The organism is Curtobacterium sp. MCBA15_007 (assembly GCF_001864905.1).
In the GTDB taxonomy this organism is placed as follows: domain Bacteria; phylum Actinomycetota; class Actinomycetes; order Actinomycetales; family Microbacteriaceae; genus Curtobacterium; species Curtobacterium poinsettiae.
The window spans coordinates 274,266-300,463 of sequence record NZ_MJGM01000001.1 but is presented as its reverse complement, the minus strand read 5'-3'; the positions used below and the strand labels follow the sequence as shown (position 1 = coordinate 300,463).

Sequence of the window (26,198 nt, the reverse complement as noted above, 5' to 3'; positions counted from 1 at the left end):
GGTGTGCGTCCGCACACCCCGGGCCTGCTCGAAAGCGATCACCCATGCTCCCCGTCACGGAGAAGACCCTCCGCACGTCCTTCGTCAACGCCTCCCGCAAGGAGACGACCGACATCACACTGCCCGCCGGCTTCGAGACGCTCGACTGGGACGCGCTCGACTACCTCGGCTGGCGCGACCCGAAGATCGGTCGGCGGGCGTACGCCGTCGTGCCGACCCTGGACGGCGAACTGATCGGCATCCTGTTCCGGCAGGCCGAGGCCTCGCCGCGCTCCCGCGCCCAGTGCTCGTGGTGCCAGGACGTCAAGCTGCCGAACGACGTCACGTTCTACAGCGCCAAGCGGTCCGGGCCGGCCGGTCGCAACGGCAACACCGTCGGCACCCTGGTGTGCCAGGACTTCCAGTGCTCGCGGAACGTCCGGAAGCTGCCGCCGCCCGCCTACGAGGGCTACGACGTCGAGGCAGCGCGGCTCCGGCGCATCGAGGACCTGCAGGTCCGGGCCGCGTCCTTCGCCGCCGAGGTCTGAGACGCCGGCGTGCTCGCAAGACGCCGCCGAGTCAGCGAGACGCCGCCGGATTCGGGGGCGTCACGCGCTGACGCCGGCGTCTCGCGTCCGCGAACGCGACTGACGACGGACGGGAGGCCCGGTGCCAGCTGGCACCGGGCCTCCCGTCCGTCAACCGGTCGCGTCTAGCGACCGATGGTCGACATGTCGGGGTAGCGGTCGCCGGTCGGGACCGGCAGCGCCGACAGGCGCGACAGCTGGTCCGTCGTGAGGGTCAGGTCGGCTGCGCCGACGTTCTCCTCGAGGCGCGAGACCCGCTTCGTGCCGGGGATCGGGACGATGTCGTCGCCCTGGGCCAGCAGCCAGGCGAGCGACACCTGCGCCGGAGTGGCGTCGGCCTCGGTTGCGATGTCCTTGACGGCGTCGACGATGCGCATGTTCTGCGCGAACGCCTCCTGCTGGAAGCGCGGGTTCGCCAGGCGGAAGTCGTCGGAGTCCAGGTCGGACGGCTTCGTGATGGCACCCGTCAGGAACCCGCGGCCGAGCGGCGAGTACGGCACCAGGCCGATGCCGAGCTCGCGCAGGGTGTCGAGCACGTCGCCCTCGGGGTCCCGCGTCCACAGCGAGTACTCGCTCTGCAGTGCGGTGATCGGGTGGACGGCGTGGGCCTTGCGGATGGTCTCGGCTCCGGCTTCGGACAGCCCGATGTGCCGGATCTTGCCCTCCTGCACGAAGCCGGCGAGCTGGCCGATGACGTCCTCGATCGGGACGGCGGGGTCGACGCGGTGCTGGTAGTAGAGGTCGATGTGGTCCGTACCGAGGCGACGGAGGGAGCCTTCGAGCGCCTCGCGCACGGACTCCGGCTGGCTGGAGAGACCGCGCTGCTGCGTCGGGGTCTCCTCACCGGCCTCGTGGCGGTACAGGCCGAACTTGGTCGCGATGACGACGTCGTCGCGACGGCCCTCGAGCGCGCGGCGCAGGAGTTCCTCGTTCGTGTAGGGGCCGTACGCCTCGGCGGTGTCGAACAGGGTGACGCCGAGGTCGATCGCGCGGTGGATGGTGCGGATCGACTCGTCGTCGTCGGTGCCGGCGCCCGTGTAGAAGGCGCTCATGCCCATGGTTCCGAGGCCGATGGGTCCGACCTCGAGGTCTGCGAGCTTGCGTGTGTGCATGCTGCAGGTCTACTCCCGGTCCCCGGGACGGCGGGAGGCACTGGCTGTACCCGCCTCGTCATCGCTACGCTGCCAGGGACGGGGCAGGGGCCCCGGGTTCGGGGGAGTGTCGTGGTCGTCATGTGGATCGTCATCGCCGTGGTCGTCGTCATCGGCGCCCTGCTGACCGTGCTCGAGGTGCAGAACCGTCGTCGTCGGCGGGCGCTCGAATCGATCGAAGACCTGTCGGATCCGCGTGACAGCGCACGCGCCGCGGCCGAAGCCGATGCGGCGCACTCCAGGACCGAGGGGCTCGCCAAGTCAGCGCACCCCGGCATCACCGGCGCCGGCGGCGGCATCCCCGGCTGAACCGGCCGAGTTGGGCTGCGCGCCGCCGTTCGCGCCGCTTGTCGGGACCAGGCGTTCCGGGTCACCGGTCGCCCGCGCGCTTGGTGAGGTTCCTCCAAGGTGCTGGCACGAGCACGCGGTCCACTGGTGTGATCGTCCCGTGAACCTGTACTTCCGACTGCTCCTGCTGCAGCTGCGCACCCGGTTGCGCGCTCGGGTCGGTGGACGCCGCCGGGCCTCGCTCTGGGACGAGGTGCGGACGCCGTTCCGGGTCGCTCCCACCGACCTCGACCCGCTGCGGCACGTCAACAACGGCAAGTACCTGTCGATGCTCGACCTGGGTCGGCTCGACCTGATGCTCCGCTCCGGGTACTGGGCGGTGCTGTCCGAACGTGGCTGGTACCCCGTCGTGTCGGCGCAGACGATCACGTACAAGCGGTCGCTGACGCTCGGGCAGCGGTTCGAGCTCCGCACCCACGTGCTCGGGGTCGACGACCGTGCCGTGTACCTGGAGCAGACGTTCGTGCGACAGGGTGCCGTGATGGCCCGCGCCGTGGTGCAGGCCCGGTTCCTGCGGCGTGCCGGCGGGACCGTGCCGACCGCGGACCTGCTCGAGGCTGCGGGTGGCGCGGACCGCGACCTCACCCTGCCCGACTGGGTGCACGACTGGGCGAGCGCGACCCGGATCAGCAGCAGCGCGGCCTGAACGGCAGCACCACCGCTCCGAACGCCACGGTGCGCACGAACCCGTCCGTGGACTCTGCGAACACGGCAAGCGGTCGGGGGACACCGACTCAGGGACCGGCAACGCACCGGGCGTAGACCGGGGACATGACCACAGGCACTGACACCACGAACCGTCCGGCCGCGTCCTCCGGCACCTTCCGCATCGGCGGCGACCTCGAGGTCAACCGGCTCGGCTACGGCACCATGCAGCTCACCGGCCCCGGCGTCTGGGGACCGCCGAAGGACCACGACGAGGCGATCCGCGTCCTCAAGCGCGCCGTCGAGCTCGGCGTGAACTTCTTCGACACCGCCGACTCGTACGGCCCCTACGTCGCCGAGGAGCTCCTCAAGGAGGCCCTGCACCCCTACGGCGACGACGTCGTCATCGCGACGAAGGCCGGCCTGACCCGCACCGGCCCGAACGTCTGGCCGCCCGTCGGCCGCCCCGAGTACCTGCGGCAAGAGGCGGAGATGAGCCTCCGCCGCCTGGGCCTGGAGCGCATCGACCTGTTCCAGCTGCACCGCATCGACCCGAAGGTCCCGCTCGAGGACCAGGTCGGCGAGCTGAAGAAGCTGCAGGACGAGGGCAAGATCCGCCACATCGGCCTGTCCGAGGTCTCCGTCGACGAGGTCAAGGCCGCACAGCAGATCGCCACGATCGTCTCCGTGCAGAACCTCTACAACCTGCAGAAGCGTGACGCCGAGGAGCTGCTCGACTGGTCCGAGCAGCAGGGCATCGGCTTCATCCCGTGGTTCCCCCTGGCCACGGGTGGCCTGACAGGCGAGGACTCGCCGCTCACCGAGATCGCCGAGCGCAAGGGCGCCACCCCGGCGCAGCTCGCGCTCGCGTGGCTGCTCAAGCGCTCCCCGGTGATGCTGCCGATCCCCGGCACGTCGAGCGTCGCGCACCTCGAGGACAACCTGGCGGGTGCCACGGTCGAGCTGACCGACGACGAGTTCGAGGAGCTGGCGAAGCTGGGTCACTGACCCTTCGGACGCGAACGCGGGTCGCGAACGCGACCAGCCGACGGACGGGAGGCGCGGTGCCAGCTGGCACCGCGCCTCCCGTCCGTTTTTCGCCCTGTCCAGATCCGCGCTTGCGTGCGCATACCGGGTATGTGCATACTCGGTATGGCCACGGTGGCCCGGGACAGGGGAAGTGTCATGAGCGTTCGGATGGGCGTACTCGCGCTGCTGGTGGGGGGACCCGGCTACGGGTACCAGCTCCGGGGGGAGTTCGAGCACCGCACCGGCGGGAGCTGGCCACTGAACATCGGCCAGGTCTACACGACCCTGGACCGCCTGGAACGCGACGGCCTGGTCGCCCGCGGCGACGCCGACGACGACGGCCACGTCGTCTACACGGCGACCGACGCGGGGCGGGCGGAGGTGGCCCGCTGGTTCAGCGAGCCCGTGCCGGCGAAGCGCGGCCGCGACGAGCTGGCGATCAAGTTCGCCCTCGCCGTGACCGTGCCCGGGGTCGACGTCGCCCGGCTGGTGCAGGTGCAGCGTGGTGCCGCGATCCGGAACCTGCAGGACCTGACGCGGCTGAAGCGGACGACCGACCCGTCGTCGGACCTGGCGTGGTCGCTCGTGCTCGAGTCGATGGTGTTCCAGGCCGAGGCAGAGGTGCGCTGGCTCGACCACGTGGAGTCGAGTGTCGCGCGGTACCGGCCGGACGAGCACCCGGCGGCACCGGCCAGTGCCGACGCCTCCGCTTCCGCTGCCGCTCCCCGGAGCGCACGGTGACCGCCGCACCGCTCCTGCAGCTCGACGCCGTGAGCGTGCACTACGGCTCCGGCGCCAAGGCCGTCACCGCCCTGGCCGGCATCGACCTGCGGGTCGAGCGCGGCGAGATGGTGGCCGTGATGGGCACCTCGGGGTCGGGCAAGTCGACGTTGCTCGCCTGCGCCGGCACCCTGCTGCCGCCGACGAGCGGCGAGGTCCTGATCGACGGCGCGTTCGTCTCCGACCGTCCCGCCAGGGAACTCGCAGCGCTGCGGCGCCGGCTGATCGGGTTCGTGTTCCAGGACTTCAACCTGATCCCCTCGTTGACCGCGGTCGAGAACGTGGCGCTGCCGCTCGAACTGGACGGGTGGAAGGCCTCGCAGGCCCGCCGCGCCGCGGAACTCGCGCTGGACAACGTCGAGCTGTCGCACCGTGCCGACGCCTACCCGGACGACCTGTCCGGCGGGCAGCAGCAGCGCGTCGCGATCGCCCGCGGCGTGGTCGGTGAACGTCGACTCGTGCTCGCCGACGAACCGACCGGCGCCCTCGACTCGCAGACCGGCGAGGTCGTGCTCCGCATGCTCCGTCGACACGTCGACGCTGGAGCCGGCGCCCTCCTGGTGACCCACGACGCCCGGCACGCGGCCTGGGCGGACCGGATCGTGTTCCTGCGCGACGGACGTGTCGTCGACGAGACCGTGTACTCGGGCGTCGAGACCGCGCTGACGGACCGGACCGCGTCGTGAGCCGGGGCCGGCGTTCCGGGACCGCCCGGACGCCGTTCGCCCTCCGACCGGCGCTCCGTCTGGGGCGTCGGCTGGCGTTCGCGAAGGCAGGCCGCGCGGCACTGATCATCGCGCTCATCGGGATCCCCACCGCGGGGTTCGCGGCCGTCGCCGTCGTGGTGCAGTCGACGCAGGCCACCGCCACCGAGCGGCTCGACCACGACCTCGGGCACGCATCGGCGCAGATGCGGGTGTCCGGCCCGGACCTGCCCGGCATGGTGCAGGACCCGGTGCAGTGGGAGTTCACCGACTCGAAGCGGAACAGCCCGGTCACGAAGTCGGACCAGGACTCCCCGTTCGCGAACGTCCTGGCACACGTGCCCGACGGTGCGCTGTCGATCCCGGTCGGCAGCACGCCCGTCGTGCTCCAGGGGCCGAAGGGTCCGGTCGGGCTGACCGCCGTCGAGGGCAGCGTCTGGGACCCGTCGCTCGACGGTCACTGGCACGTGCTCGAGGGTTCCCGGCCGACCACACGCAGTGAGCTCATGGTCACGCCGGCCACGCTCGACCGCCTCGGGGCGCGGATCGGTGACACGGTGGACCTGACCGACCCCGTCACCAAGCGCTTCACGATCACCGGCACCATGACCGACCTGGGCACCGACCCGGGATCGCAGGGCATCTTCCTGCCCTGGGGCACGACGCTCTCGACGACCGACACCACCGACGACGTCGGGCTGACCGACGTCACCGTGTACCTGCCGTCGGACGCCCCGACCTGGTCGGAGATCCGGCAGCTCAACGCGCACGGCATCGTCGTGCAGTCGCGTCCGGTCGTGCTCGACCCGCCGGACGCCCGGCTCCCCGGCGGTCAGATGAGCTCGACGATCGGCTGGTACCTCGGCGCGATGGCACTGCTCGGCGTCTTCGCGATGTTCGAGGTCGCCCTGCTCGCCGGTGCGGCGTTCCTGGTCGGCACCCGGGCGGACACCCGCTCGTACGCCATCGTCACGAGCGTCGGCGGTGACAGACGGTTCGTCCGCACGATCGTCGCCGGGTCCGGCCTGGTGCTCGGGCTCGTCGGCGCGGTCCTCGGCGTGGCCGTGGGCACCGGGATCGGCGTGCTCGCCTACCGACTCATCGACAACGGCAACGTGGTGTCGTTCCCCGGGTTGCACGTGCCGCCGCTCCTGCTGCTGTCCATCGCCGCCGCGGGAGTGCTCGCCGGGCTCGTCTCCGCGCTCGTCGCCGCACGGTCGGCCACCCGGATCAACGTGCTCGCAGCCCTGCGGGGTTCGCTCCGTCCGGTGCCCGTCAGCCGTCCGGCCCGCCGACGTCGGCGCATCTGGGGGCCGCTGCTCGTGGTCCTCGGGGCCCTGACGACGATGGTCTGCGGCGTCGGGGTGCTCATGCTCAACGACCGTCCCGTGCAGGACGACCACTGGGCCTGGGTGGTCGGTGCCGGTGTCGCGCTCGGGCCGTGCCTGATGCAGCTCGGCATCGCCATCTGCTCACCGTGGCTGCTCGCCCTGGTCACCCGGCTCACCTCGCGGGCCGGTCTGTCTGCGCGACTGGCCGCCCGCGACGCCCGCCGCAACCCGGTCCGCACGGTGCCGGTGCTCGCCAGCGTGATGAGCGTGGTGTTCGTGGCCTCGGTCGTCATCACGTGGAGTGCGTCGAGCCACGCCCAGTACGTCCGCGGGTACGAGTACACGACGGCGGTCGGGGTGGCGACGTCCGAGGTGCTGACCGAGACGAAGGACGGCGGCAGTACCGGTCGCCACGACGCGGAGCTGACCGCCCACGCCGCGAAGGTGGTGTCCGGGGTCTTCGACCAGGACCGCATCCGGGTGCTCGGTGTCACGCAGGAGCAGCCGGGCGACACCCCCTCGACCGTCACGATCCCGCACCGCTGGAGCGCGTACGACTGCCCGGCGAACGACACGACGAGCTGCTCGTACTACCTGGACACGGCGAGCGCGTCGATGCCGCACATCTGGACGGGCACCGTCGACGACTACGCCGTGCTCACCGGACACCAGCCGTCCGCAGCCGTCCGGAGCGCACTCGAGGGCGGTCGGGCCGTGTCGCTCTGGCCCGAGTACGCCCACGACGGCGCGGTCCGCATCGACACGTTCCACGACCGGACGTGGGACAGCGAGCCCATCACCGAGCGCACCCGACCGGCGGCCAGCGTCTCGATCCCCGCGGTGCTCGACGTGCAGACCCCGCGGATCCAGGTCGGCGTCTTCATGACGAAGGCCACTGCCGAGCAGTACGGCGTCCCCGTGGTCGACGGCATGCTCGTCACGACGTTGCCGCACGACCTCGACCCTGCCCAGGCGGACGAGCTGAGCTCGGCGTGGCAGAGCTTCGGCGGCGACGACCGTGCACGGTGGAGCGGCCCGACGTTCACGTACGAAGCCGGTCCCACCGACAACGAGGCGCTCATCCGGGCGATCGTCCTCGCACTCGCCGCGGCCGTGACCATCGGTGCGACGGCGGTGGCGATCGGACTCGCACGGTCCGACGGGCGTCGGGACGACGAGGTGCTCGACGCCATCGGTGCCGCTCCGCGTCTGCGCCGTGGGGTGTCGACCTGGCAGGCGGCGATCCTGGCCACGGTCGGCTCGGTGATCGGCACGCTGCTCGGCCTCCTGCCGATCCGCGCCCTGACCCTGCGGTTCACCGAGAGTCCGGTCGGGGTGAACCACATGCCGTTCGTGCCGGACTGGCCGGTGCTGGCGCTGCTCGCGATCGGCCTGCCCCTCGTGGTGACGGCCGGGGCGTGGCTGACGTCGCGGGGTCGGCGGCGGGTGGCGGTGCGACGGGCGCACTGACGCGCGTGCTGCGTGAGGCTTCGCTTGGTGAGCAGAAGATGTCGAGTCGGCTGCTCGGACTCGACGTCTTCTGCTCACGAAGTGGCCGACGCCTTCGGGATCGGCACCGTGCTGCTCGGTGAGCTCCACCGCCAGCGGCTGCTCGGACTGGAGGCCCGTGGCGGCGTCGCCACGGGCCTCCAGTCCGTCAGGGAGTGAGCAGAAGGCGACGGGTCGAGTCTCCGGACCCGTCGCGTTCTGCTCACTCGATGCCGCTCACGGGAGCTCGGGCAGCGCCTCCGCGTAGGCGCGGAAGTCGCCGCGCTCCGTGTGGATCGCCCACAGGCGGTCGGCGATGGACTCCCCGGAGTGCTCGGGCTGCCCGTCGTCGATGCCGAACGGGATGATGAGCTGCCCGACGTGGACGTCCTCGTCGCGGACGGCGTCGTGCAGCAGCTGCGCGTAGGCGCTCTCGGCCGCGAAGGCGACGGACGTGCCGGTGACGCGGGCGCCCGGTCGGACCGCGCTGCCGCCGTTCACGAACAGGATCGTGCCGTGGCCGATCGCGCGCATGCCGGGCAGCACCTGGCGGACGGCGTTGACCGAGCCGTAGACCGAGAACTCGATCGGGCCGACCAGGTCGTCCGCCGTGGTCTCGAGCACGGGGCGCATGTACTCCTTGGCGGGGAGCGGGCTGTACTGCAGCACCTCGATGGGGCCGAGCTGCTCGGTGGCGCGCTCGAGTGCGGTGCGCAGGGAGTCCCCGTCACGGACGTTCGCGGCGAACCCGGCTGCGGTGTGGCCGCGCTCACGCAGCTCCGCGGCGAGGCCGTCCAGGCGGTCCTGGTTGCGGGAGATCAGGGCGACGGCGAAGCCCTCGCGGGCGAAGCGCTCGGCGACGGCGAGGCCGAGGCCCTTGCCGGCCCCGACGATGGCGATGGTGGTCATGCGGTGTACTCCTCGTCGCTCACGTGCTCGAGCCAGGTGGTGGTCGTCGCCGGGTCGTCGGCGGCCTCGAGCATCGCGAGGTGTTCCATGTAGTCGGTGGGGGTCGCGCCGTGCCAGTGTTCCTCGCCGGCCGGCGTGGTGACGGTCTGTCCAGCCTGCACCTCGATGACGTGTCCGTCCCGGGTGCCCATCCGCGCGACGCCCTCGGTGACGTGCAGGGTCTGCCCCTTGGCGTGCGAGTGCCAGGCGGTGCGGGCGCCGGGCAGGAACCGGACCTTGGCGACGGTCATCGTCTGACCGGGCTCCTTCGGCGAGGCGATGGCGTCGAGGTACACGTCGCCGGTGAACTGCTCGGGCGGGTTCTTGACGGTCGGCTGCTTCGGTTCGATCTGCATGCCGACGACGGTAGGCCGCCGTGCGCACCGTCGGGAGGTGCCGACAGACCCCCTCAGGGGTTTCCCGAACGCAGCGTGTGTGATCGACCAACGACCCCGGGAGGATCATCGTGGACACACCCGCCGGAACGCCCCGCAGCCGCCGCCTCTGGTCGGTGGCCGGCCTCGCCGCCGTCGCGGCGCTGGCCCTCACCGCCTGCACGAGCAGCGACGGAACGGAGCAGGACGGGTCCGATCGCGGCGGCTCGCCGTCGGCGCGCGCGACCGCACCCGCCGACCTGTCGGCCGGGCAGGTGGCGCTCGACGGTGACACCACCGACGTGGTCACCGGCCTGGAGGCCCCCTGGTCGGTGGTCCTGACCGGTGACGACGGCGACGCGCTGGTCAGCGAGCGCGACTCGGCCCGGGTGCTCGAGCTGCGGTCCGACGGCACCACCCGCCAGGTCGGCACCGTCGACGGTGTCAGCCACGGCGGCGAGGGAGGACTGCTCGGGCTCGCACTGCACGACGACGACCTGTTCGTGTACTCCACGGCCGACGACGGCAACCGGATCCAGCGGTACGAGCTGACCGGGGACACCGGGTCGTGGGGGCTCGGCGAGGCGACGACGATCATCGACGGCCTGCCGAAGAACTCGTTCCACGACGGCGGCCGGATCGCGTTCGGCCCGGACGACATGCTCTACGCGAGCGTCGGGGACGCCGGTGCGAGCACGGACGCGCAGGACGAGGACTCGCTCGCGGGCAAGATCCTGCGGCTCACCCCGGACGGCGACGTCCCCGCCGACAACCCGATCGACGGGTCACCGGTGTGGAGCCTCGGACACCGCAACGTGCAGGGCATGGGGTGGTCGTCGGACGGCACGATGTTCGCGTCGGAGTTCGGCGAGAACACACACGACGAGCTCAACGTCATCGAACCCGGGTCGAACTACGGCTGGCCCGAGGTCGAGGGCACCGGCGGCCAGGACCAGGGCTTCGTCGACCCTGTGCAGCAGTGGTCCACCGACGAGGCGTCCCCGAGCGGCCTCGCCGTCGTCGACGACACCGTGTTCGTCGCGAACCTGCGGGGCGAGGTGCTCCGGGCGGTCCCCGCCGACGAGCCCGGCACCGCGACCGAGTACTTCGCGGGTGACTTCGGCCGCATCCGGACGGTGCTCGAGGGGCCGTCGGACACGCTCTGGTTCGTCACGAACAACACCGACGGCCGCGGGACGCCGTCGAGCGGGGACGACCGGATCGTCTCCGTCCCGTTCACGCGCACGTGAACGGGAGGCTTGTGGCCCTTCGCTCGCACCAGGTCGCCTGACGCGGAGGTGGCGACCACCGCACGGCCGAGCGCGGCCCGCACCGCGCCTCCAGGCCGCTCGTGGTCGCGTCAGACCGCCGGGCGCCACCTGACGGGTACCAGCAGCCCCTGCTTCCGCCACCCTGCCGGCCGTACCGTGGACGCATGGACACCAGGAGCGAAGTGCGTGACTTCCTGCGCACACGCCGCGAGCGCGTCACGCCGCAGCAGGTCGGGCTGCCCGACTTCGGCGGGGTCCGCCGCGTCAAGGGACTGCGTCGTGAAGAGCTCGCACTGATCGCGGGGATGAGCGTCGACTACTACGTCCGCCTCGAGCGCGGGAACCTGACCGGTGTGTCCGAGGGCGTCCTCGAAGCGCTGTCCCGCGCGCTCCGTCTCGACGACGCCGAGCACGCGCACCTGTTCGACCTGGCCCGCCTGCAGAACGCCTCGGGGGCCTCGCGCCGGACGACCCCGACGTCGAAGGTGCGGCCGAACGTGCAGCGGGTGCTCGACTCGATCAGCGCGCCCGCCTGGGTCCGCAACGGACGCTTCGACTTCCTGGCCGGCAACAGCCTCGCCCGAGCGGTGTACTCGCCGCTGTTCCTCTCGCCCTCCGGTACCCCGAACACCGCGCGCTTCGCGTTCCTCGACCCGCGGGGGCAGCAGTTCTGGCGCGACTGGGACTCGGTCGCCGGGGACGTGGTCGCCGCGCTGCGCGCCGAGGCGGCCCGCTCGCCGTACGACAAGGGGCTGACGGACCTGATCGGGGAGCTCTCCACCCGCAGCGACGAGTTCCGGCGACGCTGGGCCGCGCACGACGTGATGCGGCACCGGAGCGGCGTGAAGCGGGTGCACCACCCGGACGTCGGCGACATCGACATGACCTACGAGACGATGGAGCTCGTCACCGACTCCGGACTGACCATGGTCGTGTACGGCACCGAGCCCGGGTCGTCCTCCGAGGAACGGCTGCAGCTGCTGGCGAACCTCGCTGCGACGAGCGCGACGGCCGTGTCGACGGACACCATCTCCGCTGGTGCTGCTGGCGCTGCCGCCGCTGCTGCTGCCGGGGAGGACGCGTGAACGAGACCGAGTCCGTCGAGACCGTCGTCCAGGCTCCGACGACCGGGTTCCTCGGTCGACTGCGGTTCCGGTGGCGTGCCGAGCAGGAGATCCACGAACTCACCCGCGACCGCGAACTCGAGGAACGGGTCCGAGCCGAGGCAGCGGTGCGGCTCGCGCCCGGGCCGTGGCACCTGGGGGAGCTGTTCCGGCGGCGGTGACGGCTGAGGGGGGAAGACAGCACCTGTCACGGCCCCGCGGTCGGCCCTAGCGTCGAGGTCATGCCGTTCGTCGACACCGACCCCGAGTTCACCCGGAACCACGCCGACTTCGTGGACGAGACCCTGCGGAACGCCTCGCTCGGAGCACCCGGAGCATGAGCACGGAGCACTCGATGTCGACGGGCCGGACACTGCTGTTCGCCGTCGCCGGGGGAGCGGCGGTCGGCAACCTGTACTGGTCGCAGCCGCTGCTCGACGACATCGCATCGTCGCTCAGCACCTCGGCGTCGCTCGCCGGACTGCTCGTCACGCTGACCCAGGTCGGCTACGCCCTCGGCATCCTGCTCGTCGTGCCGCTCGGGGACGTCCTCGACCGCCGACGCCTCATCCCCTGGGTGCTCGTCGCCTCCGCCGTCGCGCTGCTGCTCGCCGCGATCGCTCCGACCTTCGCGACGCTCCTGGTCGCCCTGGCGCTGGTCGGGCTGACCACGGTCGCCGGGCAGCTCCTCATCCCGCTGGCCGGGGACCTCGCCGACCCCGCGCAGCGCGGACGCGTGGTCGGCACGATCGCGTCCGGGGTGCTCACCGGCATCCTGGTGTCGCGGACGATCAGCGGCCTGGTCGCGGACGCGTTCGGGTGGCGTGCGATCTACGTGCTCGCCGCTGTCGTCGCGGTGGTCCTCGCCCTGCTGCTGCGGCGCGCCATCCCGGAGCTCGAAGCCCGCGGCGGGGTGCGGTACCCGCAGCTCATCCTGTCGGTGTTCCGTGCCATCGGGACCCACCGGACCGTGCAGGTCACGCTCGTGATCAGCTCGTCGGTCTTCGCCGTGTTCACGATGTTCTGGACCGCCCTGACGTTCCTGCTCAGCAGCGACCCCTACGACTTCTCCACCAGCAGCATCGGGCTGGTCGGCCTGGTGGGGCTCGCGGGTGCCGTGGCGGCGCAGCGGGTCGGGCGACTGCACGACCGGGGGCTGTCGGTACCCGTCACCGGGGGAGCGATCGTGCTCCTGCTCGTCTCCCTGGTCGTCGCCGGGATCGGTGCGCACTCGATCGTCGTGGTGCTGCTCGCCGTGCTGCTGCTCGACGTCGCCGTGCAGGCCGCGAACGTGCTCAACCAGACCCGGCTCTTCTCGGTCGACCCGGCCGCGCGGAGTCGGCTCAACACGGCCTTCGTCACCTCGAACTTCATCGGCGGCGCGATCGGCTCCGCGCTGGCGTCGGTGCTGTGGAACGCCGGGGGCTGGACGGCGGTCACGATCGGTGCCGCGGTGCTGACCGGGTTCGCCGCGACGGTCTGGGTCGTGCACCGGAATCGCGGGCTCGTGGTCGAGCCGGAGCGGGTGTGACCACGGTGCTCAGCGGACCAGGGGGTTCGCGACCTCGAGCTCCCCGTGGTCGACGAGCCAGCGCACGGCGTCGAGCACGGTCTCCTCGGCGGTGAACGCCGGGCCGTAGCCGAGCAGCCGGTTCGCCTTCTCGGTGCTGAAGACCTGGCTGCGGGACAGGTGCTCCCAGCTGGCGTCAGCGTGCTCCGGAGCCGTGGTCTCGCGGAACCAGTCCCACGTGACGGAGTCGAGCCGGGCCTCCTGGCCGAACCAGGACGCTGCCAGGTGGGCGTACCCGCGCGCGGTGAGCGCCGTCGGGGCCGTGATGAAGAAGTCCTCGCCGGCCGCAGCGTCGCGGTGTTCGACCGCCAGCTGGAACGCCTGCGCGACGTCGTCGGCGTGCACGTGGGCCATCGTCTCGGCACCGAGCCCGGGGACCTCGAGCGGTTCGCCGGCGGACAGCTTCGTCAGCACCGACGTGTCGAGGTTGCCGAGCGGACCGATCGGCGTCCAGCCCGGCCCGCTGATGTGCCCGGGGTGCAGCGACGTCGTGACCAAACCGTCTGATGCAGTTTCTTCCTTGAGCATCCGGGCGATGGCGTCCTTCTGGACGCCGTAGTCGCCGAACGGCTGGGTCGCGTTCCGCTCGGTGATCGGCAGCACGTGCGAGACACCCGCGCGCCAGATCGAGCCGCAGTGCACCAGGTGCGTGCCGGTGCCACGAAGCGCGTCGACCATCGCTGCGGCGGAGGACTCGGTGAAGCAGACGAGGTCGACGACGGCGTCGGCACCGAGCGCGGCGATGCGGCTGCCGAAGGTGCCGTCGCGGTCCTCCTGCTCGCGGTCGGCGGTGATCCGCTCGACCTGCTGCCACTCCGGGGCGTCGGCGTACGGGGTGCTCGTGCCGCGGGTGACGGCGACGACCCGGTGACCCGAGCGGACGAGACGGGGGACGAGGAACGAGCCGATGTGGCCGGTGGCTCCGATGACGACGATGTGCATGGGGCCACCGTAGGCCGCGGCCTGCGGATCGTGAGCAGGAACGGTCGGGTGTGGCGATCGGGCACCGTGCCTACCGCTGTCGGCCTGTCGGTCGGGCCGTCGGTCGGCGGGTCACGACACGTCGCGAGGCGAACGCCGACCGGTCACGAACTGTCGGCCGCCGACCCGCCGACCGACACTTCGCGACCACCCCGCGGACCTGAGCGGCACGTCCTGACCGCTCGCACCTGCCCGCCGGGAGGCCCGTGGCGGCCTGGCACCGCGCCTCCCGTCCGTCGGTCCGTCGGTCCGTCGGCCGGTCGGTCGGCCGGTCACGACACGTCGGGAGGCGAATGCCGACCGGTCACGAACTGTCGGCCACCGACCCGGCGACCGACAGATCGCGACCACCCCACGGACCTGAGCGGCACGTCCTGACCGCCGCTCCCGCCCCTCAGTCGGCGGTGATGACCTTCACCGAGCCCGCGACGACCGCGGCGTCCTCGGCGAGCGCGACGACCGGGTCGGGAAGTCCCGTGCTCCCGACGAGCTTGCGCACGCCCCAGCCGACGAAGCTGCCGACGAGGGCGCCGACGCCACCGAGGATCGCGCCCTCGATGCGCAGGTCGCGCTTGCCGGTGGTGCCGAGGGCCGCACCGGCGAGGGCACCGGACGCGACGCGACCGAGCAGCGCAGAGGGGGCGATGCGATTCGGGGTCTTCGGTAGCTTGTCGCCGATGAGCTCACCGACCGCGGACGCCACGAGCAGCCCACGGCCGAGCGGGGTGCTGAAGACCTTCCACTGCTGCCACGACCCCTTCAGCGAGGACCGGTCGTGGTTCAGTGCGAGGACGGCGAGCGGGGTGGCGCTCCGGCCGCCGCTCATGATGCCGAGGACCAGGGTGCGGACCAGGGTGTGCTGCTCGTGCTGCTTGCTCATCGTGACTCCTGTCGTGTTGCCCCCGACGGTACGCACGGTGCCCCCGGGTGTTCCGAGCATCGCAGGCGACGGGCGACGGGCGACGAGCGACGAGCGACGAGCGACGAGCGGACGTCCCGCGTTCCCCGGGCACGGAGCCGCCCCGAGTAGCGTCCGGGCCATGAGCAACGTCATCGTCTTCGGCGGCCACGGCAAGGTCGCACTCCTCGCCACCCGCATCCTGTCCGAGCGCGGGCACACCGTCACCTCCGTCATCCGGAACGCCGACCAGTCCGACGAGATCCGGGCGCACGGCGGCGAACCGCACGTCGCGGACATCCAGCAGCAGTCCCTGAACGACTTCGCCGAGCTCGTGCGCGGGCACGACGCGGTGGTGTGGTCGGCCGGTGCCGGTGGCGGTTCCGTCGACCGCACCTGGGCCATCGACCGCGACGCCGCGGTGCTCTCGATCCAGGGGGCGAAGCAGGCCGGGGTCGACCGCTACGTGATGGTGTCGTTCTCCGGCTCGCAGCTCGACCACGGGGTCCCGCAGGACCAGGACTTCTTCGCCTACGCGCAGTCCAAGATGATCGCCGACGCCGTGCTCCGCGACTCCGGGTTGCAGTGGACGATCGTCGCCCCGAGCACCCTGACCGATGACGAGCCGACCGGGTCCGTCGACTGGGACGGCACGTCGAGCCAGGTGCCGCGCGGTGACGTGGCGCACGTGGTCGCGGACGCGGTCGAGAACCCGGGCACGGCCGGCAACACCTTCCGGTTCAACGAGGGGTCGACCCCGGTGGCGGAGTTCCTGCGCGCCGACGCGGTCTGAGCAAGACCTCCAGCCCCACAGACAGACGAACGGGGTCGCGGCGGTTCTCCGCCGCGACCCCGTCGTTGTCCCAGGAGCGCATCGAGCTCAGTAGAGCGTCGAGATGCCCGTCATGTCGCCACGGCCGAGCGTGCGGCCGCCGAGCTCGCAGTAGCCGCCGGACGGCTCCATGACCTGACCGGTACCGGTGGCGACGTGGTCGAGCCCGTACAGGTGGCCCCACTCGTGCGTCGCGACGACCTGGGTGTCGAAGCGGGCGCCCGAGCAGGTGGCCGTCGAGCTCCACTTGAAGCCGGTGGCGTAGCGCTGGTCGGCCTCACGGGCGTTGCCGTTGCCGTCGAACCAGACGCACGTGACCCCGAGGGTGCCGGTGGGGAGCTTGCCCCAGCCCATCACGTTGTACCCGTTGTTGCGCGAGCAGCCGCCCTGGTCGGTGAGGTTCGGCTTCTGGGTCGCGAGGCGCAGGTAGTCGTTCTTCGCCGTCGACGTCACCGTGCGGTCGCAGGCCGAGATGGTGCCGTTCCACGCGTTCGCGCCCTTGCGCAGGGCGTCCTTGGCGTAGGTCGACTTCTGGCCGGTCTGGTTGTAGTACCACTTGACCGTGCTCGCCCAGCTGTAGCCGGACGCCTTCCACGCCGTGCTCGTGCACTTCGTGGTCGCAGCGGTCGTCGCGGCGGGCTCCTGCGCGGTCGCGGCCTGGCTCTGCGCACGTTCCTGCTGGACGGCGGGGGCCGAACCGGTCCAGGCCTCGTCGACGCGGACGGCGACACCGGCGGAGCCGTTGTTCGCGATGAGGACGTCGGCGAGCTCGGGCGCGCCCGGCGCCGAGGTGCTGCTCGCCATCACGCTCTCACCCGGTGCGGGGAGCGCGAAGGTGCGGCCGTCGGGCGTGACGACCGTGCCGGACGTCGCGGTGCAGCCGCTCTCGAGCGTCTGCACCGACAGGGTCCCCGGGGCGCAGCTCGCGCCGGTCCCCGGGGTCGCCGCCTGGGCGGGTGCTGCGGTGATGGTGAGCCCGGCGAGGATCGCGACGATCGCCCCGGTGCTGAGTGCGTTCCTGACAGGACGCATGGTTCCCTTCCAGCGGCGGGCGACGTGCCCCCCGTTCCTGATCCGGGTCCATGGTCGCTGATGACCCAGCGCCGGGTCCAGGACTGCGCTGCGGGGACATGCCCCCAGTCAGGGGCGACCCTCAGGCGAACTGCGCGTAGAAGCGCTCCGGTGCATCGGCGAGCGATGCCTTCACCATCCGGCTCCAGTCGTCGACGACGACCTCGGCCGCACCGCGCTCGACGCCGTCCAGCGCGGCCCGCGCCACGTCGGCCGGGTCGACCTTCGGCCCCTCGTAGCCGTCCATCATGTCGGTGTCCGCCGCCCCGAGGTGCAGCCCCTGCACGCTGATCCCCTTGCCTGCGAGCTCCAACCGGACGGCGTTCGTCAGGTTCCACTCGGCGGCCTTCGCCGCCGCGTACGCGCCGGATCCCGGGTAGACGAACCAGGACAGTGCGGACAGGACGTTCACGATGCCGCCGCCACCGTTCCGCTCGATCACCGGCGCGAACGCCCGGATCATCGCGAGGTTCCCCCAGTAGTGCGTGTCCATCTCGCGGCGCGCATCGGTGAGGTCGTCGGTGAGCAACGAGCCCGTCGTCGAGATGCCGGCGTTGTTCACGAGCAGGGTGACGTCGCCCGCGGCGGCGGCCGCCGCCTCGACCGATGCCTGGTCGGTGATGTCGAGCGGCAGCGCCACGACGCCCTCGATGTCCACGCGCTCGGGTCGACGTGCGGTCGCGTAGACCTTGGTGGCGCCGCGCTCCAGCAGCTGCAGCGCGAAGCGGCGTCCGATGCCCCGGTTCGAGCCCGTGACGAGTGCGACCGATCCAGCGATGTCCATGGTGTCTCCTCCTGCCGCGCGGGTGTCTCCCGCAGTGGCTCGGCTACGCTAAGACCTCACATCCATGTCAGGGGCAAGCCCGGATCGGAGTCGACATGCGCATCGGTGACCTCGCAGCCGCGACCGGCGTCAGCGTCCGCTCGCTGCGGTACTACGAGGAGCAGGGACTGCTCACCGCGTCGCGCACCGCGAGCGGGCAGCGGATCTACACGGACGCAGCCGTGGAGCGGGTCCAGCTCGTGCAGCAACTGTTCGCCGCCGGGCTCGCGAGCCGCACGATCGTGCAGCTCTTGCCGTGCGTCGACCGCGGGGAGTCGACGCCAGAGTCGTTCGCGCTCCTCCTCGCGGAGCGGGACCGGATCACCGCGCAGCTGGCCGAGCTCGAGGCGGTCCGCGGGCGCCTCGAGCAGGTCATCGCGATCACCGAGCACCCCACCGCCGAGCACTGCCCGGCACTGCGTGACCGACCTGCGGAGCCGGTCGCGGCCTGAGACACCACCCCAGGACGGACGGGAGGCCCGTGGCGGGTCCGCCACGGGCCTCCCGTCCCGAACGGGTCGCTGACGACGCCCGCACCACCAGCGCGTGGCGCGAGCGCAGCACCCCGGGTGTCGCCGGGGCACCCTCCTCGAGCTGGGCGACGAGCACCCCGACGGCCGTCGCAGCCACGCGGTCGAAGTCGGCCGACACTGCCGAGGAACAGCACCGCGAACAGGATCAGCAGGGAGTTCTCGTACAGCACGAGCACGATCCCGCCCCGGCGCATCGGCCACGGCGCCTTCGGGTCGTCGGCGTGCTCCCGGGGGTCATCGTCCTGCGGGCTCTGTTCGTCCAGGGGCTCGGACTCGCTCGACCCCTTCTGGAACAGGAACACCGTGAACACGATGTACGCGCCCATCTGCAGGAACTCGCTCTCCCAGTTCTCGAACGTGGCCTCGGCGAAGTCGCCGCTGGTCAGGAAGCCCCAGAGCGACACGGCCGCCTCGCCGTGCTGCATCGCGTCCGCCACGGACACCCGCCACCCGGAGAACACCATGCCGACGAAGCACACGACGAAGACGGCGACGTTCGCGAGGAGCAGGCCGTGCCGTCGCACGCGCTGCCACCCGCTCGATCCGTTGTGCAGGCCGAGGGTCACCGGGTCCTCCGTTCGTCGTGTCGACGCCATCCTCGTCCGGGCGCGACGAACGCCTTCGCAGGAGCACCCGACCGGTCGCGGCGGTTCCGTCAGCGACTCAGAGCGTGATGCCGGTGGCCTCGGCGAGCGCGTCGCGCAGTTCGGTGCGGAACCGCTGGTCGGCGACCGCCGGGTGCGGTTCCTGCCGCTCTCCGTGGAACCAGTAACCACCTGTCACGGTTTGGTCCGGGTCGGTCGCGAGCGTCTCCTGCGTGCGGTGTCCCAGCTCGAAGTCGTCGGGAGCGCCGGCCCCGCCCATCTTGGTCGCCACCCAGCCCGGGTCGACGGCGTTGCTCAGCACGCCCGGGCGTCGGAGCGGCACCTCGGCGGCGAGTGCCGTCACGAACAGCTTCGTGTCGGAGTACGAGTTCGTCTCCGACGCGCCGGTCCAGTCGATGGTATCCAGGCGCGGACGGCCGCCCCGGTGCATCCCGCTGCTCAGGTACACGTGCCGCTCCGGCGAGCGCAGCAACGCGGTGAACAGGTAGGGCGCCACGACGTTGACGGGCACCAGGGAACGGCCCGAGATCACGCCGGCGTTGTGCACGACGGCGTCGAGCGGGGTGCCGGCGTCGAGCTGGCGAGCGGTGGCGATCACGGCGTCGCGGTCCGCCAGGTCGGCGACGACGAGTTCGGCGCCGCGCTCCACCAGGTCGGCGACCGCCTCGGCGCGGGCCGTGTTGCGCGCGTGGACGACGACGTCGTGTCCGCTGCGGAGCAGCGAGTCGGCGGTCCCCCGCCCGAGGCCGTCGGTGGATCCGGTGACGAGGATGCGTGCCATCCGCCCATCATGCGCCCGGCCGCTGCGGCGGGTCCGGCAGGTGGACGGGCAACGGTCGGACGGGAGGCACGGTGCGGGCCCGCCACGGGCCTCCTGTCTGGTTCACGGGCTGGCCACAGGCCCGCGGTACGGTCGCTGCATGAGCAGCTTCCTCGAGCCCGTCGACGCCGTCGGCGTCGGTGACGCGACGATCGTGCCGGACGCCACGCGACCGGTCGCGGCGGTCGTCACGGGCGACGACGTGCGGTGGGTGACGTGGCCGGACGCCCCGTTGCCGGACGGTGCGGTCGACGAGGTCGGGGTCCTCGCGACCGACGGGGGCGCCTGGGTGGTCTACCTGTCGCGCGAGGACGCTGAAGGCGACCTCGACACAGAGTCGCGGACGGCCGTGCACGTCACGCCGGCCGGGGTGACGTGCGCGGTCGACCTCGGGGATCGACGCGTGCTCGGGGCGGACGTCGAGGGGCTGTGGATCGGCGACCCGCGTGACGCGTCGATGTGGATGGGTGAGGACGAGGACTCCGAGGATCCGGAGGACGACGAGGCGGTCGAGGACGACGACGGGGACTCGGACGACCCGCTCGACGGCGTCGACCCGGAGACCCTGCCGTGGGCGCCGTCCGAGCCGTTCTGGCCGTCGCCGGAGCAGTGGGCGGCGACGCTCGCTGCCGGCGAGGAGCCGGAGGACGACGACCCCGAGCTGCTGGACGACGATGACGACGATGGGCCCCGGTACTGGAGCGTCAGCTTCGGCGGCGTCGAGGGCGGCTTCGTCCCGCCGCCTGAACCGCAGGCGGAACCCGCTCCGCCCCTGCCGACCCCGCCGACTGAACTGGTGCTCGTCCGCAACGACGGCAGCCGGACGACGATCGCCGTCGACCACCTGGTCGAGGACGTCCGCCGCACGGGCTCGGTGCTCACCATCCGGTACGCACCGACCGGTCCGCGACGGGACCCCGACGCGTCCGTGTTCCGAAGCATCGTCTACGTGTCCCGGGAGGTCGACCTCGACGTGAGCGGCGGCCTCCCCGTCACCGTCACCACCGATGACCTGCCCTCCCGTGCCGCGAGCGACGAGGACGAGACGTCGTGGGAGGACGAACAGGAGCGTCTGGAAGCAGCCCTCGCGCCGTGGACGGAGCGGTTCGACCTGACCGACGTCGAGGGCGCGCACTGGCCGCTGCACGACCTGGACGCTGCCGCACGGGAGCGCGCGGTCGCGGACCTCGTGGCCGTGTTCGAAGCCCTCGACCAGCCCGGCATCCTGTGGACCCGCGACCACCCCGAGCCCCGCCGGTCGGCGAGCGACTACCGGGCGGTCGACGCCACCATCGAGGGGGAGTGGCCGGCGACCGAGCTCGTGGTGTCGTTCGAGCACCGCGCCGTGCCGTACCTGCGGCTCCGCCGGCGCTACCGGGTGTTCGACGACGCCGGGCACGTGGAGGACTGGACGTACGTCACGGTGCACCTGGAGGAGGAGATCGCCACCGGGCACATCGCCGACCGGTCGGACGCGGTGGACGGGGTGCTCGACATCTGACGGGTGTCGTGCTGCCGGTCAGTGCACCGTCAGACCTCGGCGACGGCCCGCAGCTCGAGTGCCACGGCGTTCAGGTCCGCGATCAACCCGTCCGCCCGGTCGGCGTACTCCGGAGCAGGCGCCCCCGCATCACGCCCCTCGCTGCTCGGCCACGGTGCCCACACCGGGGCGGCGACCGTCAGCAGGTCGTCACGGGACCATCCGTGCTCGAGCAGCTCCCGCGCGTGGTCCACGCGAGCCCGCACCCGCGCGGCGGACGGATCGCCGTGACCGGTGAGGAACGCGACGAGGCGGTCGCCCCGGGCGACGTACCGCCGGAGCTGGTCACGTCGATCACGCTCGTCGTACCGGCCGCCGTGCAGCACGTGTCGGCGGAGCCATCCCATGTTCCGATGATCCCACCCCCCGATCAGCCCGCTGGTCCTGTACGTTTCCTGTGTCGACAATCCCTGACCAGAGAGGACGCGGCGCCATGAGTGACGGCACGCCCCAGTTCAACCAGCAGAACCCGAACCCCTACGCAGGCGGCGGACCACAGCCGTACGGTGCGCCCATGCAGCCGTCGTCCGACCGCTTCAACGTCATGGCGATCGTCGGGTTCGTCCTGGCCTTCGTGGTGAACATCGCCGGCCTGGTCGTGTCGATCATCGCCCTCTCGCAGATCAAGAAGACCGGGGAGCGCGGCCGCGGCCTGGCCCTCGCTGGCGTCATCATCAGCGCCCTGTCGGTCGTGTTCGGCATCCTGTGGATCATCCTCGTGATCACAGCCGTCGCGAACGCCCCGGCAGGCAGCACCACCGGCTACTGACGCGCACCAGCACCAGACCGGAGGCCCGTGGCAGCTCGCCACGGGCCTCCGGTGTGTCCGGGGTCGGTTCCGGAGACGCGGCCTCAGCCGATGACGCCGGTGTGCTCCAGCACGATGTTCAGGCCGATCAGGATCAGCACGACACCACCCGCGATCTCCGCCGGCTTGCCGAAGCGGGCACCGACACGGCGACCGACCAGGACCCCGACGAACGACAGCACCGCGGTGGTGATCCCGATGAGCAGCACCGCGCCGCCGATCGACACGGGCAGGAACGCCAGGGTGACCCCGACCGCCAGGGCGTCGATGCTGGTCGCGACCGCGAGCACGAGGAGCTCCCGGACCGGCAGCCGATCGGTGTCCTGCTCGGTGTCCTCGTGCTTCGAGAACGCCTCCCACAGCATCTTCCCGCCGATCAGCGCGAGCAGCCCGAACGCGACCCAGTGGTCGAAGGCCGCGATGTACTGCGCGAACGCGGACCCGAGCAGCCAGCCGATCAGGGGCATCACCGCCTGGAACACCCCGAACGTCAGCGCGATCACGATCGCGTGCCGCACGTCGAAGCGCTTCATGTGCAGGCCCTTGCCGAGGGCGACGGCGAAGGCGTCTGCGGAGACGCCGAGCGCGATGAGGAAGAGGGCCCAGAACGACATGGGAACGGCGCCTTTCGAGAGGGTCGGACGGAGACGCCGACGTCTCAGGACCTGACGATCCTGGCACGGTCCGGGGCACGAAAAGGCCTGATCAGCGGGATTCGTCGCGCCGAATCTGGGGGTTGGTGGGCCCGGTCCGCCAACCCGGCCCACGTCGTCGACGTGCCCAGGGGACGGACTGGAGGCCCGTGGCGGCGCCGCGATGCGCCTCCAGGCCGGCAGTCAGTGCGTCAGGAACCTGCGGCCGCGTGCGCGGCGATCTGGCTGGCCGTCAGTTCGGTGCTGTAGACGGCGGCGTACCGCATGGACCCGGTGAAGTACGGGTTGCTGGAAGCACCCGGCCAGCCGCTGACGACGTCGTAGCCGATGCGGAAGTACCCGGTGAAGTTCTCGGCGGTCGTGAAGGCCGCGTTCGACGCGACGAGCTTGCCGTCGACGGACAGGCGCATGCCGTTGGTCGGCGACATCGTCGTCACCACGTGGTGCCAGCTGCCGTCGGTGTACGACCTCGGCGACGTGAGCACCTGCGTGGCGCTGCCGGTGTAGGTACCGAAGGCGAGCTGCCCCGTGGTGGTCACGTAGAGCTTCCGGTCGTGCTGGCTCGACGCGCCGGTCTGGCTGCTCCCGAAGCCGATGAGCATGCCGCCCGCGACGGTCGTGCGGAACCAGACCTCCTCGCTGAAGGTCGTCGGGTTCGCGACCGAGCGGGGGGTCGAGACGTAGCTCGTGGAACCGTTCAGCGCGTAGGCGCTGCCGCTGTCACGTGGGCAGGCGTTCGGACTCGGCGTGGTCGCGGTCATGGTGCCCTGGTAGGTGCCGTTGGAGCCGCGACCCGACCAGTCGGTCGCGGTCCTCGACCCCGAGGCCTCGGTCAGGCGGTAGGCGAACAGCGCGTTCGCGGTGTCGGCGCCGACCGCACCCGTGCACGTGAAGTACGGCGCGGTCGCCGCGGTGTTCGTGCTGTTCGTCACACGTGCGCTGAAGGCCGAGCGGGTCGGCGCGAACTGGTTGAGCAGGACGACGACAGCCAGGGCGACCACGAGCAGGACAGCGACGACGCGGCCGTCGCGCAGGCGACCGAGGATCACGAGGGACGCACCGCCTCGACACGGCCGACCGCCAGGCAGGCCACGAGCGGCACCAAGCACACGGCGATCAAGGCGACCCAACCCAGGGGGTCGAGGTCGATGTTCGACATGAGCTGGTAGTTCCCGTGCTCCGTGAGCTCGTGGATGACGACGCGCCCGACCTCGCCGTCGACCAGGTGGACGCTGTTGCCGCCGTGGGCGTCGATGCGGACCGGGAAGATCCCGGACGAGACCACGGTCGCCTCGACCCCGTTCGGGCTCGACGTGTTCGTGATCGTCGTCACGTTGACGAACGGCTTGAACACGAAGGCCGCGTACGCGGCCGTGAGGGCGCCGCCGGTGATCCGCAGGCAGGAACGGGTCACCCGGTCGGTGAACGCGCTGGTCAGGGTCAGGATGATCAGCGTGCCGATGAGCAGGACCGAGGCGGCCCGGAACAGCCACCCGAGGTGCGGGACCAGGAGCGCCGGGGTGCCGATGACGTCCGCCTGGGTGAGCGTCCACGGGTCGATCGCGCCGTTGACGTCACCACGGGTGTGGAGCCCACCGTCCGCGTCGATCGACACGATGCGGTGCGTGTAGACGACGTCCGGGTTGGCGGAGGTCTCGAACGAGACGATCTCGCCGACCCGCAGGGTGGAGGCGTCCACCGGCAGGTCGAGCACGAGGGTGCCGACCGGGGCAGCCTCGCCCATCGAGGGGGTCTCGACGACGAACCAGCGGCCGCCGGCGGAGAGGAACAGGACGGCGGCGGTGAGCAGGAGTGCAGCGATCGCGGCGACCGACCACGCCAGGACGGTCTCGGAGCGGGTGACCGGACGGCCGCGCAGGACCGAGCGGTCGAGCATGCCGCTGAGCGGCATCGCTGCGGTCTGGCTCATGGGTGCTGCTCCGAGGGTTCAGGGAATGGCGACGCTCGACCGGAGGGGGGGTCGGCCGAGCGTCGCCGGTCTGGGGAGTGGTGATGGGGACCGGATCGGGCCGGATCAGGCCGTGAACGTCCAGGTCATCGGGACCGAGGCGGCGAGGCCCTGGTAGGTGTTGCCGGCCGAGGAGTCCAGGGTCACCGCGAAGTTGAACGGGACACTCGCACCGGCGGCCGGGGCCTGCGGCATCGTGATGGCCGACGCGGCCGCACCCTTGAAGCTGGCGAGGGTGCCGCTGAACACGGTGGTCGAGCCAGAGGTGACGACGAGGTTCATCTTGGCGCACAGGTCGGTCGCGGTGCCGTTGGCCGAACCGTTTGCCGACTGGGTGCACGTGGCGCCCGGGTTCAGCGTGAAGGTGCTGGCGTTCGCGGTGCCGGTGTTCTTGATCGAGATCGCGGTGTTGACCGTGTTGCCCGGGGTCATCGTCGTGCTGCCGCCGAACTTGTTGATCGTCGAGCAGGTCGCCGAGTTCGTCGAGACCGAGCCGCCGTCGGTGCTGAGGCAGGTGACGGTCGCGCCGGCGTTCTGCTCCTGCATGATCAGCGTGCCGCTGGCGGCGGTGTTGCTGCTGTTCGTGATGCTCGCGGCGAATCCTGACAGGGTGCCGGTGAGCGAGAGGGAGAGCAGGACGGCGGCGAAGATGCCTGCGAGGAGGGCCACGGGGGCGAAGCGGATCCGCTTCAGTGCGGAGGTGCGGAGCTTGGTGGACACGGGGTACCTCTTCGTTCGGTGATGCTCAGTGGTCGGGGGGGAGCAAGACATTCGGGCTGTTTTGCTTCAATGGTTAAGATAGTCAGTGATTGAGCATGTGTGCGACTCGTATACTTACCCCAGTGCGGGGGACGGCCCTTGTCCCCCCATCACCCGACCCGGAGGAAGACCGTCGTGACAGCAGCACGAAGCGGTGACAGCGCAGCCGAGCTCATGACCGCGTTCACCGCTGTGGTGCGCGCGAACGCGAGCCTGGTGAGTCAGCTGAGTGCTCGCGCGGGCGTGCACGAGAACGCGCTCCGGGCCATGGTGCTCATCAGCGACACCGGGTACTCCACGCCGACCGAGGTCGCCGGGTACCTGGGGCTGACCTCCGGTGCGGTGACGAACATGATCGACCGGATGAGCGCCGCCGGGCTCCTCGAGCGCGCACCGAACCCGGCCGATCGCCGAGGATCACTGCTGCGGCTGCTGCCCCCGGGCCATGTCGTCGTGTCGGACTACCAGGAGCGGTACGCGGCGATGCTCCGGGCCGTCGACGGGGCGCACAAGGGTGAACTGCACGAGGTGCTCAACGACCTGGCGACGAGTCTGTACGAGCAGGCTGCCGCTGCGTCCTGACCTTCCTGGTGGGGAC

Annotated in this window: 29 protein-coding genes and 1 pseudogene; 16 read left to right on the top strand and 14 right to left on the bottom strand. The window is 71.4% G+C overall.

Annotated elements, in window-relative coordinates; genetic code table 11:
• Positions 1–44 precede the first annotated feature (44 nt).
• Positions 45–527 (top strand): FBP domain-containing protein, encoded by a 483-nt coding sequence (locus tag BIU95_RS01425; RefSeq protein ID WP_056072225.1) that lies wholly within the window; start codon positions 45–47, stop codon positions 525–527.
• 164 nt (positions 528–691) lie between these two features.
• Here BIU95_RS01425 and BIU95_RS01420 read toward each other — a convergent pair whose 3' ends face one another.
• On the bottom strand, positions 692–1,678 hold the full coding sequence (locus BIU95_RS01420; RefSeq protein WP_042537615.1) for an aldo/keto reductase: 987 nt from the start codon (positions 1,676–1,678) through the stop codon (positions 692–694).
• Positions 1,679–1,798: 120 nt separating this feature from the next.
• Between BIU95_RS01420 and BIU95_RS01415 the strand changes: the two genes are divergently transcribed.
• The 6 genes from BIU95_RS01415 to BIU95_RS01390 all read left to right on the top strand — a co-directional run bounded on the left by BIU95_RS01415 (position 1,799) and on the right by BIU95_RS01390 (position 8,024).
• Positions 1,799–2,026 carry a hypothetical protein gene (locus tag BIU95_RS01415; protein WP_139179590.1) on the top strand — a complete coding sequence of 76 codons (228 nt, stop codon included), beginning with the start codon at positions 1,799–1,801 and terminating at the stop codon, positions 2,024–2,026.
• A 139-nt stretch (positions 2,027–2,165) separates the two neighbouring features.
• The gene (locus tag BIU95_RS01410) at positions 2,166–2,711 is read left to right on the top strand and encodes an acyl-CoA thioesterase (protein ID WP_071250016.1); all 546 of its coding nucleotides are present in this window, start codon (positions 2,166–2,168) and stop codon (positions 2,709–2,711) included.
• Positions 2,712–2,836: 125 nt separating this feature from the next.
• On the top strand, positions 2,837–3,718 hold the full coding sequence (locus BIU95_RS01405; protein WP_017887877.1) for an aldo/keto reductase: 882 nt from the start codon (positions 2,837–2,839) through the stop codon (positions 3,716–3,718).
• Between the two features lie 177 nt (positions 3,719–3,895).
• Positions 3,896–4,480, top strand: a complete 585-nt coding sequence (locus BIU95_RS01400) for a PadR family transcriptional regulator (protein WP_071250014.1) — start codon at positions 3,896–3,898, stop codon at positions 4,478–4,480.
• A complete protein-coding gene (locus BIU95_RS01395) occupies positions 4,477–5,205 on the top strand; it encodes an ABC transporter ATP-binding protein (RefSeq protein ID WP_017887875.1) in 729 nt (242 codons plus the stop codon). The genes BIU95_RS01400 and BIU95_RS01395 overlap by 4 nt, the downstream gene beginning before the upstream one ends.
• Positions 5,202–8,024, top strand: coding sequence for an ABC transporter permease (locus BIU95_RS01390; protein ID WP_071250012.1), 2,823 nt, complete (start codon positions 5,202–5,204; stop codon positions 8,022–8,024). Before BIU95_RS01395 ends, BIU95_RS01390 begins: the two co-directional genes overlap by 4 nt.
• 255 nt (positions 8,025–8,279) lie before the next feature.
• Here the strand turns inward: BIU95_RS01390 and BIU95_RS01385 are convergent, their stop codons facing one another.
• Together BIU95_RS01385 and BIU95_RS01380 are read right to left on the bottom strand one after the other, a co-directional pair.
• Positions 8,280–8,951, bottom strand: a complete 672-nt coding sequence (locus BIU95_RS01385) for an SDR family oxidoreductase (RefSeq protein WP_017887872.1) — start codon at positions 8,949–8,951, stop codon at positions 8,280–8,282.
• Complete coding sequence (locus BIU95_RS01380; RefSeq protein ID WP_017887871.1) at positions 8,948–9,346, bottom strand: cupin domain-containing protein; 399 nt, start codon at positions 9,344–9,346, stop codon at positions 8,948–8,950. The genes BIU95_RS01385 and BIU95_RS01380 overlap by 4 nt, the downstream gene beginning before the upstream one ends.
• 110 nt (positions 9,347–9,456) lie before the next feature.
• On the opposite strand from BIU95_RS01380, the gene BIU95_RS01375 reads away from it, so the two are divergent.
• The 4 genes from BIU95_RS01375 to BIU95_RS01360 all read left to right on the top strand — a co-directional run bounded on the left by BIU95_RS01375 (position 9,457) and on the right by BIU95_RS01360 (position 13,269).
• The gene (locus tag BIU95_RS01375) at positions 9,457–10,614 is read left to right on the top strand and encodes a sorbosone dehydrogenase family protein (RefSeq protein ID WP_017887870.1); all 1,158 of its coding nucleotides are present in this window, start codon (positions 9,457–9,459) and stop codon (positions 10,612–10,614) included.
• 185 nt (positions 10,615–10,799) lie between these two features.
• Positions 10,800–11,720 (top strand): helix-turn-helix transcriptional regulator, encoded by a 921-nt coding sequence (locus BIU95_RS01370; protein WP_081612321.1) that lies wholly within the window; start codon positions 10,800–10,802, stop codon positions 11,718–11,720.
• Positions 11,717–11,920: a hypothetical protein gene (locus BIU95_RS01365; protein WP_017887867.1), complete on the top strand. Its 204-nt coding sequence runs from the start codon at positions 11,717–11,719 to the stop codon at positions 11,918–11,920. The genes BIU95_RS01370 and BIU95_RS01365 overlap by 4 nt, the downstream gene beginning before the upstream one ends.
• Before the next feature lie 155 nt (positions 11,921–12,075).
• Entirely contained in the window at positions 12,076–13,269 is a 1,194-nt protein-coding gene (locus tag BIU95_RS01360) for an MFS transporter (RefSeq protein WP_071250010.1), read from the top strand.
• 9 nt (positions 13,270–13,278) lie between these two features.
• Here BIU95_RS01360 and BIU95_RS01355 read toward each other — a convergent pair whose 3' ends face one another.
• Both BIU95_RS01355 and BIU95_RS01350 read right to left on the bottom strand, forming a co-directional pair.
• Complete coding sequence (locus tag BIU95_RS01355) at positions 13,279–14,250, bottom strand: NAD(P)-dependent oxidoreductase (protein WP_071250008.1); 972 nt, start codon at positions 14,248–14,250, stop codon at positions 13,279–13,281.
• 433 nt (positions 14,251–14,683) lie between these two features.
• Positions 14,684–15,169, bottom strand: a complete 486-nt coding sequence (locus BIU95_RS01350; RefSeq protein WP_017887863.1) for a DUF4126 family protein — start codon at positions 15,167–15,169, stop codon at positions 14,684–14,686.
• 160 nt (positions 15,170–15,329) lie between these two features.
• On the opposite strand from BIU95_RS01350, the gene BIU95_RS01345 reads away from it, so the two are divergent.
• Positions 15,330–15,980, top strand: a complete 651-nt coding sequence (locus BIU95_RS01345; RefSeq protein WP_017887862.1) for an SDR family oxidoreductase — start codon at positions 15,330–15,332, stop codon at positions 15,978–15,980.
• Positions 15,981–16,067: 87 nt separating this feature from the next.
• On the opposite strand, the gene BIU95_RS01340 is transcribed toward BIU95_RS01345, so the two are convergent.
• Positions 16,068–17,051, bottom strand: a complete 984-nt coding sequence (locus tag BIU95_RS01340; RefSeq protein WP_017887861.1) for a matrixin family metalloprotease — start codon at positions 17,049–17,051, stop codon at positions 16,068–16,070.
• 121 nt (positions 17,052–17,172) lie between these two features.
• On the bottom strand, positions 17,173–17,874 hold the full coding sequence (locus tag BIU95_RS01335; RefSeq protein ID WP_017887860.1) for an SDR family oxidoreductase: 702 nt from the start codon (positions 17,872–17,874) through the stop codon (positions 17,173–17,175).
• Between the two features lie 95 nt (positions 17,875–17,969).
• Between BIU95_RS01335 and BIU95_RS01330 the strand changes: the two genes are divergently transcribed.
• Complete coding sequence (locus BIU95_RS01330) at positions 17,970–18,365, top strand: MerR family transcriptional regulator (protein ID WP_017887859.1); 396 nt, start codon at positions 17,970–17,972, stop codon at positions 18,363–18,365.
• Positions 18,366–18,571: 206 nt separating this feature from the next.
• Here BIU95_RS01330 and BIU95_RS19205 read toward each other — a convergent pair.
• Positions 18,572–19,042: pseudogene (locus BIU95_RS19205) on the bottom strand (DUF6766 family protein); the annotation flags it as partial.
• A 67-nt stretch (positions 19,043–19,109) separates the two neighbouring features.
• A complete protein-coding gene (locus tag BIU95_RS01325; RefSeq protein ID WP_017887858.1) occupies positions 19,110–19,832 on the bottom strand; it encodes an SDR family NAD(P)-dependent oxidoreductase in 723 nt (240 codons plus the stop codon).
• Positions 19,833–19,971: 139 nt separating this feature from the next.
• On the opposite strand from BIU95_RS01325, the gene BIU95_RS01320 reads away from it, so the two are divergent.
• Entirely contained in the window at positions 19,972–21,372 is a 1,401-nt protein-coding gene (locus tag BIU95_RS01320) for a hypothetical protein (RefSeq protein ID WP_017887857.1), read from the top strand.
• Positions 21,373–21,401: 29 nt separating this feature from the next.
• Here BIU95_RS01320 and BIU95_RS01315 read toward each other — a convergent pair whose 3' ends face one another.
• Positions 21,402–21,758, bottom strand: a complete 357-nt coding sequence (locus BIU95_RS01315) for a hypothetical protein (protein WP_071250006.1) — start codon at positions 21,756–21,758, stop codon at positions 21,402–21,404.
• 86 nt (positions 21,759–21,844) lie between these two features.
• Between BIU95_RS01315 and BIU95_RS01310 the strand changes: the two genes are divergently transcribed.
• Positions 21,845–22,180 carry a DUF4190 domain-containing protein gene (locus BIU95_RS01310; RefSeq protein ID WP_017887855.1) on the top strand — a complete coding sequence of 112 codons (336 nt, stop codon included), beginning with the start codon at positions 21,845–21,847 and terminating at the stop codon, positions 22,178–22,180.
• 83 nt (positions 22,181–22,263) lie between these two features.
• Here the strand turns inward: BIU95_RS01310 and BIU95_RS01305 are convergent, their stop codons facing one another.
• The 4 genes from BIU95_RS01305 to BIU95_RS01290 form a co-directional block, all read right to left on the bottom strand.
• Entirely contained in the window at positions 22,264–22,833 is a 570-nt protein-coding gene (locus BIU95_RS01305; protein ID WP_017887854.1) for a manganese efflux pump MntP family protein, read from the bottom strand.
• A gap of 230 nt (positions 22,834–23,063) precedes the next feature.
• Positions 23,064–23,921, bottom strand: coding sequence for a LamG domain-containing protein (locus BIU95_RS01300; RefSeq protein WP_071250004.1), 858 nt, complete (start codon positions 23,919–23,921; stop codon positions 23,064–23,066).
• Positions 23,918–24,802, bottom strand: a complete 885-nt coding sequence (locus tag BIU95_RS01295) for a S26 family signal peptidase (protein WP_017887852.1) — start codon at positions 24,800–24,802, stop codon at positions 23,918–23,920. Before BIU95_RS01295 ends, BIU95_RS01300 begins: the two co-directional genes overlap by 4 nt.
• Positions 24,803–24,907: 105 nt before the next feature.
• Positions 24,908–25,561: a hypothetical protein gene (locus tag BIU95_RS01290; RefSeq protein WP_017887851.1), complete on the bottom strand. Its 654-nt coding sequence runs from the start codon at positions 25,559–25,561 to the stop codon at positions 24,908–24,910.
• A gap of 174 nt (positions 25,562–25,735) precedes the next feature.
• Here BIU95_RS01290 and BIU95_RS01285 point away from each other — a divergent pair, with 174 nt between their 5' ends.
• The gene (locus BIU95_RS01285) at positions 25,736–26,182 is read left to right on the top strand and encodes a MarR family winged helix-turn-helix transcriptional regulator (RefSeq protein ID WP_139179589.1); all 447 of its coding nucleotides are present in this window, start codon (positions 25,736–25,738) and stop codon (positions 26,180–26,182) included.
• Positions 26,183–26,198 lie beyond the last annotated feature (16 nt).